Genomic DNA, 16,705 nt, shown 5'->3' on the forward strand with positions numbered 1-16,705 from the left:
TGGCATCCAGATCAGAGGCGCGTACCCCCGACTTTTTGTGTCAGAGGCCGCGTGCGCCGCCTGTGACACGGATTGATTCACCACTGATCCAATGGGAGTCATCGGAGGCCAGGAACACGGCAGTCGGGGCGATATCCTCCGGCTCGCCAACGCGGCCCAGAGGTGTCTCTGCCAGCAGCCGGTCACGCAGATCTCCGACGAACGCGCCGTCCGTAGCTGGCGTGTTGGTATAACCCGGCATGATGGCGTTGACGCGAATGTTGCGCGGACCGAGTTCCCGCGCGAGGCCATAGGTCATGTTGTCGACAGCGCCTTTGGTTGCCGAGTAGACGCTGCCGCCAGCGGACGGGTGCGTGCTGAGGATCGAGCTGATGTTGACGATGCTACCGCCCGCCTCGCCAAAGTGCTTCACCGCTTCGCGCGTTGCGAGGAAGTAGCCCAGCACGTTGACGTTGAACTGCTTGTGAAACGCGTCCTCGGTCAGGTCGGCAACCATTTCAAAAACCGCAACGCCGGCATTGTTGACGAGTACGTCGATCTTGCCGTGATCGGCGACGACGCGATCGAACAGGCGCGCGACGTCAGCCGACTTCGACATGTCCGCCTGGACGGCAAACGCCGTACCGCCAGCGGTCTCAATCGAGGCAACGACAGCGTCGGCACCGCTCTTGCTCGAATTGTAATTCACGATGACAAGCGCGCCTTCGGCACCGAATGCCTTGGCAATGCTTGCACCGATGCCACTCGACGCACCTGTGACGATCGCGACTTTGTTGCTGAGTTTCATGGGACTGTCTTTCTCGATCAAAGGATCTGGTGCGAAAGGCACAAAGCCCCTCGTTCGCCTTTCCGATATGGCAGCGCGGGGTATGGAGCCCATGCCGCTTATTCTCTCATTCCTGCCTAATCTTCTCAAAGCAGGTTGTTCGCGCTTACCAGCGGGCCATGTGTGATGGATGAAAAATGTTATGGACGAGCTCCGCGGCATCGTGATGCGTGCCGGAAGCCGGTGGACGGACACCGGCATTCCTCGTGTCTCAATGGTCAGATCGGAGGGATGTGCTGACCAGGTTTACGAGCCAATGCTCCACCTCGTGCTTCAAGGCTCGAAGAGCTTGTCGATCGGAGACCAAAATCTGCGCTTCGATGAGGCGACCTACTTCGTCGTCCCCGTCCACGTTCCCGCAACCGGCGAAGTCCAATCGGAAGGGACGGACCAACCCTACCTCGCCGTCAGTCTGAAGCTCGATCCTACGATCATCGCAAATCTAATGGCGGAGATGCACAGCACCGGGACGACGCCGAACCCGAGCGGCTTTTCCGTTTCGACGGCCACGCCCGAGTTGATTGATGCCTGGTTACGCATGATGCGGCTTATCGACCGTCCTAACGAAGCACCTATCCTGGGTGCCATGATCGAGCGCGAAATCCTCTTTCGTGTGCTGATCGGACCGCAGGGGGACAAACTTCGGGAGGTCGCATGTGCCGACAGCCGGCTTGCGCAGGTCCGGCCCGCCATCGACTGGATTCGCGACAATTTTGCGGAGACGATCCACTCAGAGCCGCTGGCCGGGATGACCGGCATGAGCGTTGCCGCATTTTATCGCCACTTCAAGGCGGTGACGTCGATGGCCCCGATCCAGTATCAGAAGCGACTTCGCCTGCTGAAGGCCCGACGGCTCCTGCTGTTCGAAACGCACGATGTCGCCAAGATTGCTTACGGCGTCGGATATGAAAGCGCATCGCAGTTCAGCCGCGAATATGCGCGCATGTTCGGTATGCCGCCAGGACGGGACGCGGCCCGCTTCCGGGTCGAAGCGACGGTAGATAACGTCGAGTTGGCTGCGGCAGAATAGATATGGATCGGCACCGGGGAAAGGCATGGCCCTTACCCGGCGCCGATCACTGATATCGCTTAAAGATCGACGATAGTCGTGTCAGCAATCGTCTCGGCAAAGCCGTCGCCGAACAGACCAGCCGGCGTTTGGAAGCCTGGGCGCGCTTCACCATTCAGCACGCGACGAGCCGCTTCGGCCGCGGCAATGGTCGTGAACGTATAGCCGTTGACCGTCTCCAGGATTGAACGGGCCACCGTTCCGTCCTCGCCGGTAACTTCGACGGACGCATGGTAGCGATTGGCGTCGCGCTCGGCGGACGTCGGGCCGTCAGGCATGGCGGTAACATCGCCTTCCGGAAACGCAGTGTCTGTCAGGTAGACGAAGGTCTCAATGTTTGGGATGTCCGTGGCACGCCAGATCGTGATCAGATCCGGCAAAGTCACCGGGAACGATGACGCGGGGCCATTGCCGAAGTCGAAATCGCGAACATCCTGTGGGCTCCAGCTGACCAGCTTTCCATCCACACGGTGCAGCAGACCAGTGGTGACGTTTTCGCTCGCCGAGATGGCCGAACCGCGAGAAAAACCGCCTGCCACGTGCATGGCAATGCTGACGCTGTGAGGCTTGCTGACGCGCTTTGCGGCATGGGCCGCGAGCGATCCAAGCATTGCAACACTGCCACCGCTGCCTGGGAGAAGCATCACGCCTGCCGCAGTTGCAGCTTCATTCAGCGTCTCGGCCAACTGGTAGCTGTCCAGTTCAGCGGCGATATCGAGGTAATGAACGCCCGCCTCGATGCACGCCTTCATCAACGGCTCGGCGGTGAGCATGAATGGCCCTGCGCAATTCAACAGGACGTCGATATCCGAAAGGGCCGCCTGGACTGCGGACAGATCGTCCGCGGCAAACAGGCGGTATTCCACACCTAGCTCGCTACCCAGTATGGCGAACTTCACCTTGTCCTGCTCCCGGCCCGCAAGGACGATCTGGACGCCTGCCTTTTGCGCATTCGTGGCGGCCATTTTACCAGTGTATCCGGCTGCGCCGTAGATCATCAGTTTTGCCACGTCGGTAACTCCAATTTGCTGAGGGCAATCGCCGCAACGCCGCATTATCCGGTCGCTGCTGCCTGCACCTCAAATGGGCACGCGCGCCATCGCATGCCTATCCGATCCTCTTCGAAACCTGCCTGATCCTGCTTGATGGTAGGTCGATACGGTTGGATCGAGTACCATGGTGATATGAACACCAACCTCGAAGAGCTTCGCCGCCTGGCTGCGCGGGCCCAGAACCGGGCTACGCCAACCGGCATACCACGGGTTGCCATGGTCCAGGGCGAGATCCCCGAGCACAAGCTGGCGGCTGTTTACAGTCCAATGATCAACCTCATCCTGACCGGTTCGAAGACGATGACAGTGGGAGCACGCACCTTCCAATATGATCCCGCGACCTATTTCGTAATGTCCGTCGATCTTCCTGCGGTCGGGTCCGTGCATCCGAGCGATGCCGGTGCTCCCTACCTTGCGGTCAGCCTGACGCTCGAACCGTCGATCGTTGCGAACCTACTGGCCGATATGCCTAAACCTGCCGGGGGCGAACTCTACAGCTCCGGCTTTTCGGTGGCTCCCGTCACTGATGAACTCCTTGATGCTTGGGTCCGTATGCTGCGGCTGATGGACCGGCCTGACGACATACCCGCACTTGCCCCCGCCTATGAGCGAGAATTGCTCTACCGCGTCCTGCAAGGCCCGCATGGCTGGATGCTGCGTGATATCGCGGCACCAGGGACCGCCCTGTCGCGGATAGGCGTCACAATCCGCTGGATTCGCGACAACTTCACAGTTCCCCTTAGGGTAGAGGCACTGGCATCCATGGCGGCGCTCAGCATCTCGGCGTTCCATCGGCACTTCAAGGCGGTAACGGCGCTCAGTCCGCTCCAGTATCAGAAGCGGATCAGGTTGTTGCATGCGCGGTCCCTGCTAATTGCCGGCGAAGGGAATACGACGTCGGTTGCATTCGGCGTCGGCTATGAAAGCCCGACCCAGTTCAGCCGGGAATACTCTCGTTTCTTTGGTCTCCCGCCATCGAAGGATAGCCGGCAGATCGTTCGAGCTTTGCAGACGACTGGCTAGAAGTTGCCGATCCTGGCGAGACGGTTGAGACGGCGTTTCCACAACGGAAGGTCGATCGAGAAGCGTGGGAGTTCTCGAACGGGATCGAGAAAGGAGAATGGCCGATGCAACCGCCGGCGGTCGATCTATAGATGACCTGCGGGAGGAGCGAGCGATGGAATGGCAGGCAGAATGCAATTGTGGCCAGCTTCGTGCAACCTGCGCCGGCGAGCCGGATCGCGTCTCCGTTTGCCACTGCACGAACTGCAAGCGGCGGACAGGCAGCGCCTTTGCATGGAACGCCAGCTTTCCTGCCAAGGCGGTAACGACCGCTGGCGAACGACAGAGCTTTGCCCGTGCGACGGATTCCGGGCGAACCAACGTCTATCACTTCCGCCCGACCTGCGGCTCGATCGTCTTTTACGACGTGGAGATGCGTTCCGGCATGATCTCCGTGCCGGCTGGGGCATTCGCATCCGCCGACTTTCCTCCGCCTACTGTGCAGGTGTTCGACCAGCGGCGCGTAGCCTGGTGCACGATCGAGGCGGAGTAAGAGGCGCTTCCCAAAGGGATGGTAATTTGAGAAAACATCGCAGCGGGCACACTGGGACCAACGCTGATTCCCTCGCGGGTTTGTCTAATCGCCTGCTAACGAACGGGCAAAAGGTGCTCGTCGCGTAAAGTTCGGCGGAGCTGGGCAACCGCAGATAAAGGGGAAAAAATGACGAAGCGCCATGTTGGCTTGGCTCTAGCGAGCTTAGGCTTTTGGGCAACGATCGCGGGCGCACAAAGCGTTGGCGGACCGGTGCAGGTGATCGCCAGCGCGGAGACCGTTCCGGTGCCGGTCGACCATGCTTATGGCGGCGTGATCGCTCTCGATATCAACGCTACCGATGTGGGGCATAGGGTCTTTACCGTGCAGGAGCGAATTCCCCTTCATGGTGAGCGGACGGTAACGCTGCTCTATCCTCGCTGGGAGGCGGCTAGCCATGGTCCAAGCCTGACTGTTACCAACCTTACTGCCCTTGAAGTTCGCGCAAGCGGCCAGCGGGTTGCTTGGCGGCGTGACCCAATCGAACCGCATGCCTTCCGCATCGACGTGCCGAACGGCGCTGGCGAACTCGATGTGCGCTTTGAAATGGTGGCCGGCGCCGATCTGCTTACGCCCGATGTCGTCGCAATTTCGTGGCAACAGCTGATCTTGTACCCGGCGGGCTGGTATGCCCGCAATATACCGGTCTCCGCGACGTTGGCGCTACCTGCCGGCTTGCACCCCTTCACGTCGCTTGCCACGAGGAGCGTAGACGGCACGACGGTACGCTTCGTCACTAAATCGATGGAAACGTTAGTGGACTCGCCGGTGCTCGCGGGACGATATGCAGCCAGCATCCCATTGGCGGAGCAGCAACCCGGCGCGGTGATGCTCGACCTAGTGGGCTTGCGGCAAGGCGATCTTTCCATTCCAACCCCGCGTCTTGACGAGCTTCGCCGGCTGATCACCCAGATGCGCCTGGTTTTTGGCGAAACGCCGTACCAGCAGTACCGTGTGCTGGTGCGGCTCAGCGACGATGGCTCTGCAGGGGGCACCGAGCATCGCGCTTCAACCGAATTAGCTCTGAGATCTTCGCTGTTTCGCGAATGGGACAAGCAGCTTCTCTCCCGCGACCTCATCGCGCATGAAATGGTCCATGCCTGGAACGGGCTCTACCGGACGCCCGCCGATCTATGGGCTCCAACGCCCAACGTACCGGTCAGCGGCAGTCTATTGTGGGTTTACGAGGGGCAGACGGAGTTCTGGGGACGTGTGCTGGCAACCCGCGCCGGGCAGTTCACCTCTGCTGAGTTGCGTGATCGCGTGGCGATCGAGGCGGCAGAGATGGCCGCGCGACCTGGCCGTGCCTGGCGGCCCTTGTCGGATGACGTCAACTATCCGTCGTTCATGCTCCGCCAACCGGTGCCATGGCGCGATTGGCAGCGGCGACGCGACTATTATTCGGAAGGCGTGCTGCTGTGGCTCGATGTAGATGCCGAGCTACGCGAACGAAGCGGAGGAAGGCGCAGTATCGACGATTTCGCTCACCTCTTCTACGCTGGAGCCAGCCCAGAGGCGCCCGCACGCCTCTACGATTTTGATGCCATCTGCCGCACCCTTGATGCGGTCGCACCGAGCGACTGGCGCTACTTCTTGGGTAGTTGGCTCGAAGCGCACGAGGAATTGGACGTAACTCGCGGTCTCAAGCGTCACGGCTGGCGCCTTGTGTTCACCGACGTTCCGACGCCGGCCTTCGAGCAGAGTGAGGCCGAGGATGGCGTGGCCGATCTCTCCTATTCAGTCGGACTGACCGCTACGGATAGCGGAATGGTGCGCGCGGTGTCTTGGAGTGGCCCGGCCTTTCGCGCTGGTATGCGAACAGGCGTTCGGATCGTAGCGGTTGGTGGCGTGCCGTACACGCGCGACGTACTGCTCGCGGCAGTCCGGGCCGCACTGCACGTACCGATCGTCCTGAGTGTTGAGCAGGATGGTACTCGCTCCGATCGCATGATTGGATACCGTGGTACGCTTAGATATCCTCGTCTGGGGCGGATCACCGAACAAGCTGACACTCTTACGAAGCTGCTTGTTGCACGTTGACAACAACCAACGGCATTACGCCTGCTCTGAGCACCACCCGTTCTTTCAGTAAGGTAGAGCTTCCCAGAAACGAACGGTGAATGAGATGGCCAAAGCCTTCCCAATCGCCCTTGCTTCCAGGGCAATGAGAAAAATCGTTTTAGTCGGGTGGAGCTTGGCCACCTGGGCAGTGGCGGTAAAATGTCGATACACCGACATTTAGCAGCTTGGCGATCTTGGCAGGCTTATCTCCCGCCGCGAGCAACTTGCGTGCAGTGTCGATCTTCTCCGGCGTCATCGCCAGCTTCCGCCCTCCGCAGCTGCCCCCCTTCGCGCGAAATACGGCCAAGCCGGCGATGGTCCGCTCTTTGACCAGTTCGCGTTCCATCTCGGCTACGGAAGCGGGAATATGAAATAGAAGCCGTCCAGAAGGGGTGGCCGTGTCGAAGCCATCAGTCAGTGATCGAAAGTCGACGTTTCGAGCCGATAAACCGGCCACCATTTTGATGGGACCACGGATCGACCGGCCAAGCCGATCCAACTTCCAGATGACAAGCGTATCACCGCCCCGGGCAAATTGCAGCGTATCGGTCAGGCCCGGACGATCCGATTTCGCCCCGCTCGCCTTGTCGGTGAAAATCTTCTCGCAACCGGCTTTCGTCAGTGCATCAATCTGTAAAGACAGATCCTGATCGGCCGTCGATACACGGGCATAGCCTATCAGCATCGTCGGTCGTCCCGTTGCAGCCCGCAACCGGCTCCCTCTAGATCGAGAAGCTGGCGCTTGCGTTCAGCGCCCCGGCGGTAGCCGGATAATCCTGTTCTCAAAATTCACCCTGATCGAGAACACCGGTGCCTTCGTGTATCGCGAAGGCGTCGGTCACTTCCGTATAAGTCGTCGCGACCAAGAGGCTCCCACCTGCCCGCCTCGTCTTCGGAGAGGGCCGGAACAGGATGCTGCAGGTCGCTGCGTGCAGCAGCGGGAGGTAGTTAAAGGCGTCGCCAATCGCCACCGTGGCGTCTTTGATACCGGCCAGGCAATGCTGCTTGCCGGCCAGACCGTTCCAATAGACGCAATGGGCGATGAAGCCTCGGGCGTCGGGGACGAACCGATGGTTCAGGACGCGATCCACCTTGAAGGCGGCGATCAGGCCCGTGTTCATCGGAGCGAACGAGTCGGTCACCAGCGTGACCGGTCCATGCCGGCGTAGCGTGGCAATGAAGGCGACAGCCCCTTCATAGGGCGTCACGTCGGCGACGGCGTCACTGAGCGCGGCCAGAGTGACACCATGCGCGCGCAGCGTCGCGATCCGCGCGGCGACAAGGCCCGCGTAATCGGGATGCACCCGCGTGGTCGCGGCGAGGGCCGGTATGTCGAGCCGCACTGCGACATGCGGCCACATCTCCGGCACCAGCACGCCTTCGAGGTCGCAGAAGATTTGCAGGGGCGGCCTCATACGCGCGCCCCTAAGTCAGCAAAGCCCAGCGCGATGCCGAGCAGGATCAGCACCGTGCCGATAATCCGATTGACGACATGCTGCCGCGCCAGCACCCAAGCCCGGATCGAGGGATGCGACAGGAAGACCGCGACCGCCGCGAACCAAGCGAGATGCGAAAGCGAGATGACAGCGCCGTAGCCGAGCTTGGCGGCCAACGGCGTACCCGGCCCGATCGCTTGTGCGTAGAGGCTGACGACGAAGATCGACGTTTTCGGGTTGAGGGCATTCGTCAGCAGGCCCGTCGCCAACGGGTGCCTGCGGCTTTGCGAGGATGCTCCCTCAGCCGCGGCAGTCACCATCTTGGCCGTTGCCATCGTCCAGCCGAGCCATATCAGGTAGAGTGCGCCAGCGACCTTCAGCACCGTCAGGAACTGCGGAAACAGCCGGGCGACGACGCCAAGGCCGAAGACGGCATAGGTAATGTGCAGCCAGCAACCGAGGGCGATGCCAAGCGCGGCCATGATGCCGGCGCGGCGGCCATCGATGCAGCTCACCCGCGAAATCATCGCAAAATCGGCACCGGGGCTGACGACGGCCAGCCATATGACGGGAAGGATCAGGAATAGGTGGGACATGACTGGAATCCGGGTTCGAGGGACCGCATTTCATCACGCACACCGATCGTCTGGAAAATCGAATGTTCGTCGCCTAATCCGTGAATGATGCTCACCGATGCCCAACCCCGCCTGCCGGCTCTTGGTTCGCTCCGTGCGTTCGAGGCGGCAGCCCGTCACCGCAGCATGATGGCCGCCGCAACTGAGTTGAACGTCACGCATGGCGCGGTGTCCAAGCAGGTGCAGTCGCTTGAGGCCGAAATCGGCACGCGGCTCTTCGAGCGCCGCAATCGGGGCATCCACCTCACCCGGCAAGGGGCGTGGCTGGCAGAGCGCCTGAAGGCCGCGTTCGCCGATCTCCATCGGACGATGCGCGACTTCCGGAAGCTGGACGACGTTGCCGGCCCGCTTACCGTATCGTGCGAGCCTACCCTGTGCCTGCGGCTGCTGATCCCGGCGCTGGGCGAACTGAAGCAGGCGACTGGCCTCGATGTGCGCTTGCTGGCGGCCGGCGGGCCGGTCGATTTTGTTCGCGACCATATCGACGTAGCAATCCGGCGGAGCGATTTCCCCCTGCCGCCCGGCGTGGGTACGGCCACGCTCGCCGCCGAGCACATGGGGCCGGTGCTGCGCCCCGACCTTGCCGGGGCGAACAGCGGCGCGCTGCCGCGCCTCCGCAGCGAGACACGGCCGGATGCCTGGCAAGGCTGGGACAGTGCATCGTTTAGTGGGCCGGCGATCGGCTACCAGCATTTCTACATGGCGATCCAGGCGGCCGAAGCCGGTCAGGGCGTCGTAATGGCCTCGTTCCACATGGTTGCGGACGCGCTTGCGAGCGGGCGGCTAGCTGCGCCGTACGGCTTCCTGCCCGATGGGACGCACTACCTTGCCATCTGGCCTACCAACTCGATCGATCCGCGACGCGCAATGCTCACGGAGTGGCTGAAAAGTCGGATGATCGCGCCGTACACCTGACTGGCATAAATCGCCCGACCTTTCCTGGTTGGGCGGGCGGTCGAGACGGTCCGGGGTTTTTCGTAAGGATCAAGAAATGGGAAAGCTTCAGCTTTCTCAAAACCCGTGTTGCGGGAAGGTTATGCCGAGACGGCGAGCTGCCGGTGCAGCGTCTCATGATCCTCGACGTGCCAATTTTCGACAATCAGCCCGTCAGCGACCCGCATGATGTCGGTCGCCAAATAGTCTATGGTCTGTCCGGCTCCTTCCGCACCTCTGCGGCTCCCCGTGAACGTGCCCGTGACGCGAAGATGGCTGACGATACGATCGCCTACCAACATCTGTTGGAGAACCTTCACCCGGCCGTCAGGGAACGCCGCGAAGAAGGCCGCCCCAGCATCGGCCAGACCTGACGGGCCTTGCTGCCGACCGGCAGGCAAAGTGCGATCCGTGTAGCCGGGAGAAACGGTCGCCTCGAACAGTGCGGTGCTGCCGTTGTTCCAGAAGCCGTAATAGGTCGCGGCAAGCTCCGCGAGCATGGAAGCGGCACCGTCGTCGGGGCTGACCAGCACGTCAGGACGGGCGAAGGCCACCGCCGCAGCATCGTGTAGCCTCGAAGGATCGGCAAGCAACGAGGCGACCATATCAAGCGGCCTCCCGCTGATCCAGCCACGCCGGCACGTCCACGACCGCGATGCCCTGCGCCGCATTGAAGGTCTGCTCCTTGTCCCATGCGACGCCGGTGTCGCGGGCAAAGGCAAGGCGGTACTTCCGCATCCCGTCGTCCGGGTGTGACGCGACTTCGGACCGCAGCCGATCCATGTCCCACAACACCCGCTCCGCATCACGACCCACATGCCCTTCAACCATGTCGGCGAGCTGGGCGTAGGAGAACGTATCCCCCGCGACGTACACCACATCATCCCGGATGCGCGGATCATGCGCGAGGATCGCGGCGGTGAGCCGTCCGATATCGCCGGAGGTGGTCACGGTCAGGCGATTGTCCCAACTGCCAAGCGCATGAACCTTGGGGCGTTCGAGATCGACCAGACCGAAGACCGGCTCGAACAGGAAGCTGGTGAACATGCCTGTTGAGACGATGACCCATTCCGTGGCGGATTGCCCGCGCAGCATGTCGCGCACGTCCGCCTGCTCATCGAACACCGGCTGCCCGCTGCCATGCCCGATCACGTCGTAATCGACACCGAACTGCCAAGGCACATAGCGTTCCACGCCGGCTTGCAGGACGGCCTTGGTGATCTTGCGTTGTGTGCCGGGGCCACCGACGAACCCGGTGCAGCAGATAACCGTATCGAACAGGGCCAAGATCGCGGCAAGGCCATCGACCGCTTCCGTCGCAAGATCGCCGTGAACGATCTGGAGTCCCTTGTCCTGCAACTGGCGGATAACCTGCTCTCCGGCTGCGTCGACGGGTGGACGCAGGAGTATGCTGATCGATCCGGCGCTTGCCGGGTTCTGCTCCAGCAGGCCGTTGATGACGGCCAATCCCAATTCTCCCGCGCCGATGACAAGGGTAGTGGTGGCAGGGTTCTTCGTTTCTGGCATCAGGCGCTCCTTATGATCCTGATGACAAGATGAGATGCACGGTCGGGATGAAGAAGAAGGTACACGCGTGATACCGCTTGATGACTTGGACTTTGAAGCAGTGATTGCCCGCTCGCGAGCAGCCTGCGACGCACTCAGCGACGATGATGACGGGCTTAAGCGGGACGTGCTCGCTCATGCCGGCAACCGATGGTCGCTCGGCATCGTCCATGCCCTGGGGGTCGGCGGTACGCTACGACACGCCGAGCTGGCACGACGGCTCGCAGGGGTCACGCAGCGCATGTTGACCCGATCCCTGCGTCATTTGGAACGCGATGGGCTCATTCTCCGCCGCGACTACGGCGAGGTGCCGCCACGGGTCGATTACACGCTGACGCCCCTGGGACGGGGATTGCTTGTCGGGATGATGCCGCTTTGGACTTGGATCATCGACAACGCCTCGGAGTTCAGGGCAGCACGCACCCAGTTCGACCATGATGGACCAGTTGCTAACCATCCTGCGGAAGCCCGAAGCTTTCCCGATTAGGAAAGGCAAGGGAGACGGCGACGGCATTCCCATTGGGATGGTGAAATGAGAAAATCACCAGCGTTCTCACCTGGCAAGATAGGCGGCAAGCTCCTCCGGTGCGGCCTGAGGAAAGGATTGCCGCAGCAAGTCTAGGAACGCCGCCACCCGGGCGTTGAGCAGTCGGCGGGATGGGTAAAGCGCCCATAGCGCTATACCCGATTCCGCCACATCGCCCCAGTCCACAAGCCGCCCGCTGGCGATGTCGTGCATAACCAGCGAGAGCGGCAGGCGCGCCGCTCCGGCTCCGGATCGCGCGGCGTCACGGATCATCATCAGCGACGACAGGCGCAGCACCGGCTCGATCGCGAGCGTTACCGTTCCATCTGGCCTCTCGAGCGTCCAGGATCGTGCGGGATCGGCCCCGCGCACGACCGCTGGCACAGCCTTGGTCATGGGGCGTGGCAGGTCGGGACCGGCAACCACGATCAGGCGGTCGTGCACGAAGGCACGCCCGACCAGCGCGTCATCGGCCGCAGGGTTGACGCGAATCGCCAAGTCGTAGCCCTCCTCGATCATGTCCACGGCGCGATCATCGGTCGTCACTTCCAGCCGTACCTCCGGGTGGCGGCGCGAGAACTCGGCCGCGAGCCGGCCCATCGCGGTCTGAGAAAATAGCAGCGGCGCACTGATCCGCAGCCGCCCCCGCACTTGACCGCCACCGGACGCGAGGGAGGTAACCGTCTCCTCCAGTTCGGTCAGCAGAGCGCTAGCGCGCTCGAACAGGGCTCGTCCCTCTTCGGTCAACTTAAGGTCGCGCCGTCCGCGCTCGAACAGCCTGAGGTCCAGCGCCGCCTCTAGCTCACCGATCCGCCTCGACAGTGTGGCTTTGGGTCGCCGGGCGGCGCGGGATGCCGCGCCGAAGCCACCGTGGCGGGCGACGAGCGTAAAATCGGCGAGCGCGAGAAGGTCCATGTCGTTCCATCAGCGAGACGGTGTGTCCAGATTGTGCGTCTAGTTGCAATGATATGGATCGCGCATCTTCTCCTCGTCAGCAAGACCTAACGAAGGAGCCCATGCCATGACCATTCTCGTAATCGGAGCCACCGGCCGCGTCGGCCGCCACGTCGTTGACCAGCTCATCAAGCGCGGCGCCGGTGTCCGCGTCCTCACCCGCGATCCCGCCAAGGCAGACTTTCCTGCCGGTGTCGAGGTGGCGCAAGGCGACCTTCTCGATATCGACGCGGTGCGATCCGCCTTGGCCGGCGTCCGTACGCTGTTCCTGCTCAATGCGGTAACCGGCGACGAATTCACTCAGGCGATCGTCACGCTCAACCTGGCGCGCGAGGCGGGCGTGACGCGCGTCGTGTACCTGTCGGTGTTCGAGGCTGATCGGGCGTACAATGTGCCGCATTTCGCGGTCAAATACGGTGCCGAACGAATGCTGGAGGCGATGGGCTTCAGCGCCACGATCCTGCGTCCGACCTACTTCATCGACAACGAGGTCATGGTGCAGGACGTGATCTTGGATCACGGCGTCTATCCGATGCCGATCGGCGGCAAGGGCGTTGCGATGGTCGATGCGCGCGACATCGCCGAGGTCGCCGCGATCGAGCTGATCCGCCGCGATATCGCCGAGGCGTCGCTGCCGATCGAAACGATCAACGTCGTCGGGCCGGACACGCTGACCGGCGAGGCGGTGGCCGCGATCTGGTCGGACGTGCTGGGCCGCACGATCGCCTATGGCGGCGACGACCCCAGCGGGTTCGAGGCCAATATGGCGAGGTTCATGCCGAAGTGGACTGCCTACGAGATGCGGCTGATGGCCGAGCGCTACGTCAGCGATGGCATGATCCCGCATGACGGCGACGTCGCACGCCTGACCAACCTGCTCGGGCGATCACTCCATAGCTACCGCGAGACAGCGATCGCGCTTGCGCAGGCTTGATCCGACGATTCTTGATCGAGAAGTCGCACGCAGAACGCGGTTTCTTGATCAGGATCGAGTTTCGAGGATGCCCGGTTCGGGAGGTAAGATGGTATCGGCGGGCCATTCGCGTATCTCACCAAGGCTATCGGGCATCACTGCATCATTGAACCGCAGAAATGCTTAGGGTCGGCAGCGATATATAAAAAAAGGGCGATTTGATGCGAGCAGACCATGGTTCGTCGTTTGCGAAAGAACGTATTTCCCATAGCTCGGTCAAAGTTTCGATGACGATCGCCTGTCGGGCGGTGAGCTGATGAACCCACCCTTACATCGCTTCGAGGAGTTCGGGCGCTTAAGCGAGGCCGAGCGCCAAGCCGTACTTAGAATGGCGGACGCACCACGCAGCATAAAGAAAGGCTACGCCATTCAGGGTGAGGCCGTGCCCGTGACGGGCTTCTTCATTCTTCTGTCGGGATGGGCGGGGGCTGCCTTGACACTATCGAACGGCGGCAGGCAAATTATGAAGATCCACCTTCCTGGCGATGCGCTCGGGACACCAAGCATGGCTATGCGGCGAACCACCGAAGAACTTGTCGCGCTAACCGACGTTACGGTAGCTCACGTATCGCTTACTGACTTTGGCCAGCTCTTCGACGATCATCCTCGAATTGTTGCACGGTTCATGTTAAGTGTTCAGCAAGAGCGAATTGCTTTGATGGATCGTTTGGCATCGAACGGTAGAACTCCTGCTGAGGCACGCACTGCGGCTTTTTTGCTTGATCTTTTGGACCGTCTTCGTCCGCTTGGTCATGTAGAAGATGACAGCTTCGAAGTTTTTGCTTCTCAAGAGCAAATTGGCGACTTACTCGGGCTCACTGCCGTTCACGTTAATCGCATGCTACGTGGGCTTACCGATTTAGGCTTTCTTCGGCGAGAAGGTAGGCGCTTCCATCTGATCAATATCGACGCATTGGAACAGCTCGGCGCTAGACCGAATCGTCAGCCATTTATGGATCAAGCGTGGCTTCCAAATGCACGATGAACAACGTCAGCGGTGATTCACCTGATATCATACAGCTTTGCTAAAGCAGTTATGTAATATTTTTGTAGAAATGCGATGTGGTTAGCAACCTAAGAGCCCGACTCATAATTCGAGTTTAGCGATACGGCGCGTCATGCGCCTGATGGATGAGACGACCATCCAGGCCTCGGACGAGGCGATGGAGGTCTCCCAGTCCTTGGCGAGACGCCGGCATCGGTTGAGCCACGCCAGGGTACGTTCGACCACCCAGTGCCGGGGCAGGACGACGAAGCCCACAAGGTCGGAGCGCCTGATGATTTCGATCGTCAGCCGATCGATGTGCGCGACGGCTGCTTTGAGCTTCTGCCCGGCATAACCGCCATCGGCATACAGTCTGATGAGCGCGGGATACGCGTCGCAGGATCGCTCGATCAGGCCGGGCGCCCCGTCGCGGTCCTGCACATCGGCGCCGTGCACTATGCCTTCGAGCATATTGCCGAGCGTGTCGGTCACGATGTGGCGTTTACGACCCTTGATCTTCTTGCCGGCGTCGTAGCCGCGCGGCCCGCCTGCTTCGGTGGTCTTAACGGACTGGCTGTCGATAATGCCCGCGGTCGGTTCGGCCTCGCGGTCCTCTGCGACCCGCACCCATGCCACCAGCACCGAGTTGATGACATCAAGCAGGCCGCTGTCGCGCATCCGGTAGAAATGATACTGTACCGTCGTGAAAGGCGGAAAGTCCTTGGGCAGTTGTGCCCATTGGCACCCTGTCGATGCGATATACTGGATCGCATCCCACAGGGTCCGCGCCCTGTGCTTGCGGGGGCGTCCCACCCTGGAGGTTCGCCTCAATAGCGGCCGGACGACAGCCCATTCCTCATCGGTGCAGTCGCTTGCATAGCGCAGTCTGCTTCTGTCATGCTCGCGTCGAGCGGTTTCAGTCCAGCTCATGTGATCCTCGTGGTCTTCGCAACCCTCGGTGAATCACAAGCTAATGAAATCGCTCAACTCAATTTTCGGTCGGGCTCTAATACCATTAACAGCTTAATCGACCGAGTCTCGTACTCGGCGGGCCCTGGCCAAGACTATTTCAATTATATCTAGTGCTTTACCTGATAGCGTCAGTAGATCATCAAGATTGCCATCACCATCTCCGACTATGTAGCCAATTTGAGTAAGGTGGATAAGCCAACGGGATAGCACAGTGGGCGGTATATTGTCCCGATCGCTAACCTCACGCGCAGTAAGGCGATCCCCGTGAGCATCGGCGACGAACAATTCCAGTAGCAGGTCCCACCCCGGCTCTGCGAACAGTTCACGCGGTAGGAGATCGGAGCGTATGCGTCGAAATTTCAGTATAGCTTCTGCTGTGGCAGCCGCGCGATCCCTTTTCTCCACATAGCTCTCCCAGTTACTTGATTTCTTATTGCCCCACAAATTGCGCCAAAATCAAGTCAGTCCTTGGCCTGCCCGTACCGCTCGATAAACTGAACCCGCGCCGCGTCGAGGGTGGCAGCGAGAACGAAATTTTTGTCGTGATCGGCAAATGCAATCAGCGCGTCCAGGCTCCGGGCTAACGCCTCTAAATCAGTCACGGGCACTATTTCTTGCATCCGAAGTCTCCGCATCCGCCTGCTCTCGCAACGTGGCATACTCTGCCGCCATATTCAGGTGTAGTGCTTTCACAATCGGGTCCGTAGCCAGCGCCGCCAAATCAAGCTCCTGCTGTGCCCTCATCCCGTAATATTGATCATCAGACGTCACGTTCAGTTTCCTCTCCCAAGGCCCGGTTTAGAACGCGTACAGCGTTGTTTCTAAAGCATCTTACCCCTGTCACGGGGACGCGCACTGATCCAGTTTATCGCTCGTGACCTTTTGATCAGGCCCGTCATCGAACGATGAATTTTGGGTCAAGCTATCAGCTTTCCGATCGCGGACCGCGATTAACGTAGCCGACGCTGTCTCGCGGGAGATGGCATGCGGGCGGAACCGGGCAACTAGTCGCCGAGCGACGTTCTCGAAAAGGAACGTAGAGCGAAAAAGCCGGACATAACCATTTTCGTGATGGGCCTAGGGGTGCTATTTTCTCAAAATCTGTTCCCGATTTAGTTTTCTC

19 protein-coding genes are annotated in these 16,705 nt (G+C 60.8%); 8 read left to right on the forward strand and 11 right to left on the reverse strand.

Annotation, left to right across the window (positions count from 1 at the left end):
- Window positions 1-40: 40 nt before the first annotated feature.
- Complete coding sequence (locus tag U1737_RS07940) at window positions 41-808, reverse strand: SDR family NAD(P)-dependent oxidoreductase (protein WP_332796305.1); 768 nt, start codon at window positions 806-808, stop codon at window positions 41-43.
- 160 nt (window positions 809-968) lie between these two features.
- Between U1737_RS07940 and U1737_RS07945 the strand changes: the two genes are divergently transcribed.
- Window positions 969-1,856 carry an AraC family transcriptional regulator gene (locus tag U1737_RS07945; protein WP_332796306.1) on the forward strand — a complete coding sequence of 296 codons (888 nt, stop codon included), beginning with the start codon at window positions 969-971 and terminating at the stop codon, window positions 1,854-1,856.
- 59 nt (window positions 1,857-1,915) lie between these two features.
- Here the strand turns inward: U1737_RS07945 and U1737_RS07950 are convergent, their stop codons facing one another.
- Window positions 1,916-2,905 carry a saccharopine dehydrogenase family protein gene (locus U1737_RS07950; protein WP_332796307.1) on the reverse strand — a complete coding sequence of 330 codons (990 nt, stop codon included), beginning with the start codon at window positions 2,903-2,905 and terminating at the stop codon, window positions 1,916-1,918.
- Between the two features lie 174 nt (window positions 2,906-3,079).
- On the opposite strand from U1737_RS07950, the gene U1737_RS07955 reads away from it, so the two are divergent.
- From U1737_RS07955 to U1737_RS07965, 3 genes are all read left to right on the forward strand, one after another.
- Entirely contained in the window at window positions 3,080-3,970 is an 891-nt protein-coding gene (locus tag U1737_RS07955) for an AraC family transcriptional regulator (protein WP_332796308.1), read from the forward strand.
- A gap of 97 nt (window positions 3,971-4,067) precedes the next feature.
- The gene (locus U1737_RS07960) at window positions 4,068-4,502 is read left to right on the forward strand and encodes a GFA family protein (RefSeq protein WP_332796309.1); all 435 of its coding nucleotides are present in this window, start codon (window positions 4,068-4,070) and stop codon (window positions 4,500-4,502) included.
- Between the two features lie 168 nt (window positions 4,503-4,670).
- A complete protein-coding gene (locus U1737_RS07965; protein ID WP_332796310.1) occupies window positions 4,671-6,581 on the forward strand; it encodes a M61 family metallopeptidase in 1,911 nt (636 codons plus the stop codon).
- 139 nt (window positions 6,582-6,720) lie between these two features.
- Here the strand turns inward: U1737_RS07965 and U1737_RS07970 are convergent, their stop codons facing one another.
- The 3 genes from U1737_RS07970 to U1737_RS07980 form a co-directional block, all read right to left on the reverse strand.
- Window positions 6,721-7,287: a recombinase family protein gene (locus U1737_RS07970; protein ID WP_332796311.1), complete on the reverse strand. Its 567-nt coding sequence runs from the start codon at window positions 7,285-7,287 to the stop codon at window positions 6,721-6,723.
- A 97-nt stretch (window positions 7,288-7,384) separates the two neighbouring features.
- Complete coding sequence (gene thrH / locus U1737_RS07975) at window positions 7,385-8,017, reverse strand: bifunctional phosphoserine phosphatase/homoserine phosphotransferase ThrH (RefSeq protein WP_332796312.1); 633 nt, start codon at window positions 8,015-8,017, stop codon at window positions 7,385-7,387.
- Window positions 8,014-8,634 (reverse strand): LysE family transporter, encoded by a 621-nt coding sequence (locus U1737_RS07980; protein ID WP_332796313.1) that lies wholly within the window; start codon window positions 8,632-8,634, stop codon window positions 8,014-8,016. The genes thrH and U1737_RS07980 overlap by 4 nt, the downstream gene beginning before the upstream one ends.
- An 87-nt stretch (window positions 8,635-8,721) precedes the next feature.
- Here U1737_RS07980 and U1737_RS07985 point away from each other — a divergent pair, with 87 nt between their 5' ends.
- Window positions 8,722-9,588 (forward strand): LysR family transcriptional regulator, encoded by an 867-nt coding sequence (locus U1737_RS07985; protein ID WP_332796314.1) that lies wholly within the window; start codon window positions 8,722-8,724, stop codon window positions 9,586-9,588.
- A gap of 119 nt (window positions 9,589-9,707) precedes the next feature.
- Here U1737_RS07985 and U1737_RS07990 read toward each other — a convergent pair whose 3' ends face one another.
- Complete coding sequence (locus U1737_RS07990; RefSeq protein WP_332796315.1) at window positions 9,708-10,211, reverse strand: ester cyclase; 504 nt, start codon at window positions 10,209-10,211, stop codon at window positions 9,708-9,710.
- Between the two features lies 1 nt (window position 10,212).
- On the reverse strand, window positions 10,213-11,133 hold the full coding sequence (locus tag U1737_RS07995) for an aromatic alcohol reductase (RefSeq protein ID WP_332796316.1): 921 nt from the start codon (window positions 11,131-11,133) through the stop codon (window positions 10,213-10,215).
- A gap of 67 nt (window positions 11,134-11,200) precedes the next feature.
- On the opposite strand from U1737_RS07995, the gene U1737_RS08000 reads away from it, so the two are divergent.
- On the forward strand, window positions 11,201-11,659 hold the full coding sequence (locus U1737_RS08000) for a winged helix-turn-helix transcriptional regulator (protein ID WP_332796317.1): 459 nt from the start codon (window positions 11,201-11,203) through the stop codon (window positions 11,657-11,659).
- Between the two features lie 66 nt (window positions 11,660-11,725).
- On the opposite strand, the gene U1737_RS08005 is transcribed toward U1737_RS08000, so the two are convergent.
- Window positions 11,726-12,613, reverse strand: a complete 888-nt coding sequence (locus U1737_RS08005) for a LysR family transcriptional regulator (protein ID WP_332796318.1) — start codon at window positions 12,611-12,613, stop codon at window positions 11,726-11,728.
- Between the two features lie 106 nt (window positions 12,614-12,719).
- Between U1737_RS08005 and U1737_RS08010 the strand changes: the two genes are divergently transcribed.
- Together U1737_RS08010 and U1737_RS08015 are read left to right on the forward strand one after the other, a co-directional pair.
- Window positions 12,720-13,586, forward strand: a complete 867-nt coding sequence (locus U1737_RS08010; protein WP_332796319.1) for an SDR family oxidoreductase — start codon at window positions 12,720-12,722, stop codon at window positions 13,584-13,586.
- A gap of 295 nt (window positions 13,587-13,881) precedes the next feature.
- Window positions 13,882-14,610 carry a Crp/Fnr family transcriptional regulator gene (locus U1737_RS08015; protein WP_332796320.1) on the forward strand — a complete coding sequence of 243 codons (729 nt, stop codon included), beginning with the start codon at window positions 13,882-13,884 and terminating at the stop codon, window positions 14,608-14,610.
- Between the two features lie 102 nt (window positions 14,611-14,712).
- Here the strand turns inward: U1737_RS08015 and U1737_RS08020 are convergent, their stop codons facing one another.
- The 3 genes from U1737_RS08020 to U1737_RS08030 all read right to left on the reverse strand — a co-directional run bounded on the left by U1737_RS08020 (window position 14,713) and on the right by U1737_RS08030 (window position 16,353).
- Complete coding sequence (locus tag U1737_RS08020; RefSeq protein ID WP_332796321.1) at window positions 14,713-15,540, reverse strand: IS5 family transposase; 828 nt, start codon at window positions 15,538-15,540, stop codon at window positions 14,713-14,715.
- A 503-nt stretch (window positions 15,541-16,043) separates the two neighbouring features.
- Window positions 16,044-16,184 carry a hypothetical protein gene (locus U1737_RS08025; RefSeq protein WP_332796322.1) on the reverse strand — a complete coding sequence of 47 codons (141 nt, stop codon included), beginning with the start codon at window positions 16,182-16,184 and terminating at the stop codon, window positions 16,044-16,046.
- Complete coding sequence (locus U1737_RS08030; RefSeq protein ID WP_332796323.1) at window positions 16,177-16,353, reverse strand: hypothetical protein; 177 nt, start codon at window positions 16,351-16,353, stop codon at window positions 16,177-16,179. The genes U1737_RS08025 and U1737_RS08030 overlap by 8 nt, the downstream gene beginning before the upstream one ends.
- Window positions 16,354-16,705 lie beyond the last annotated feature (352 nt).

This window comes from Sphingomonas fucosidasi (assembly GCF_036663855.1).
GTDB lineage: Bacteria > Pseudomonadota > Alphaproteobacteria > Sphingomonadales > Sphingomonadaceae > Sphingomonas > Sphingomonas faeni_B.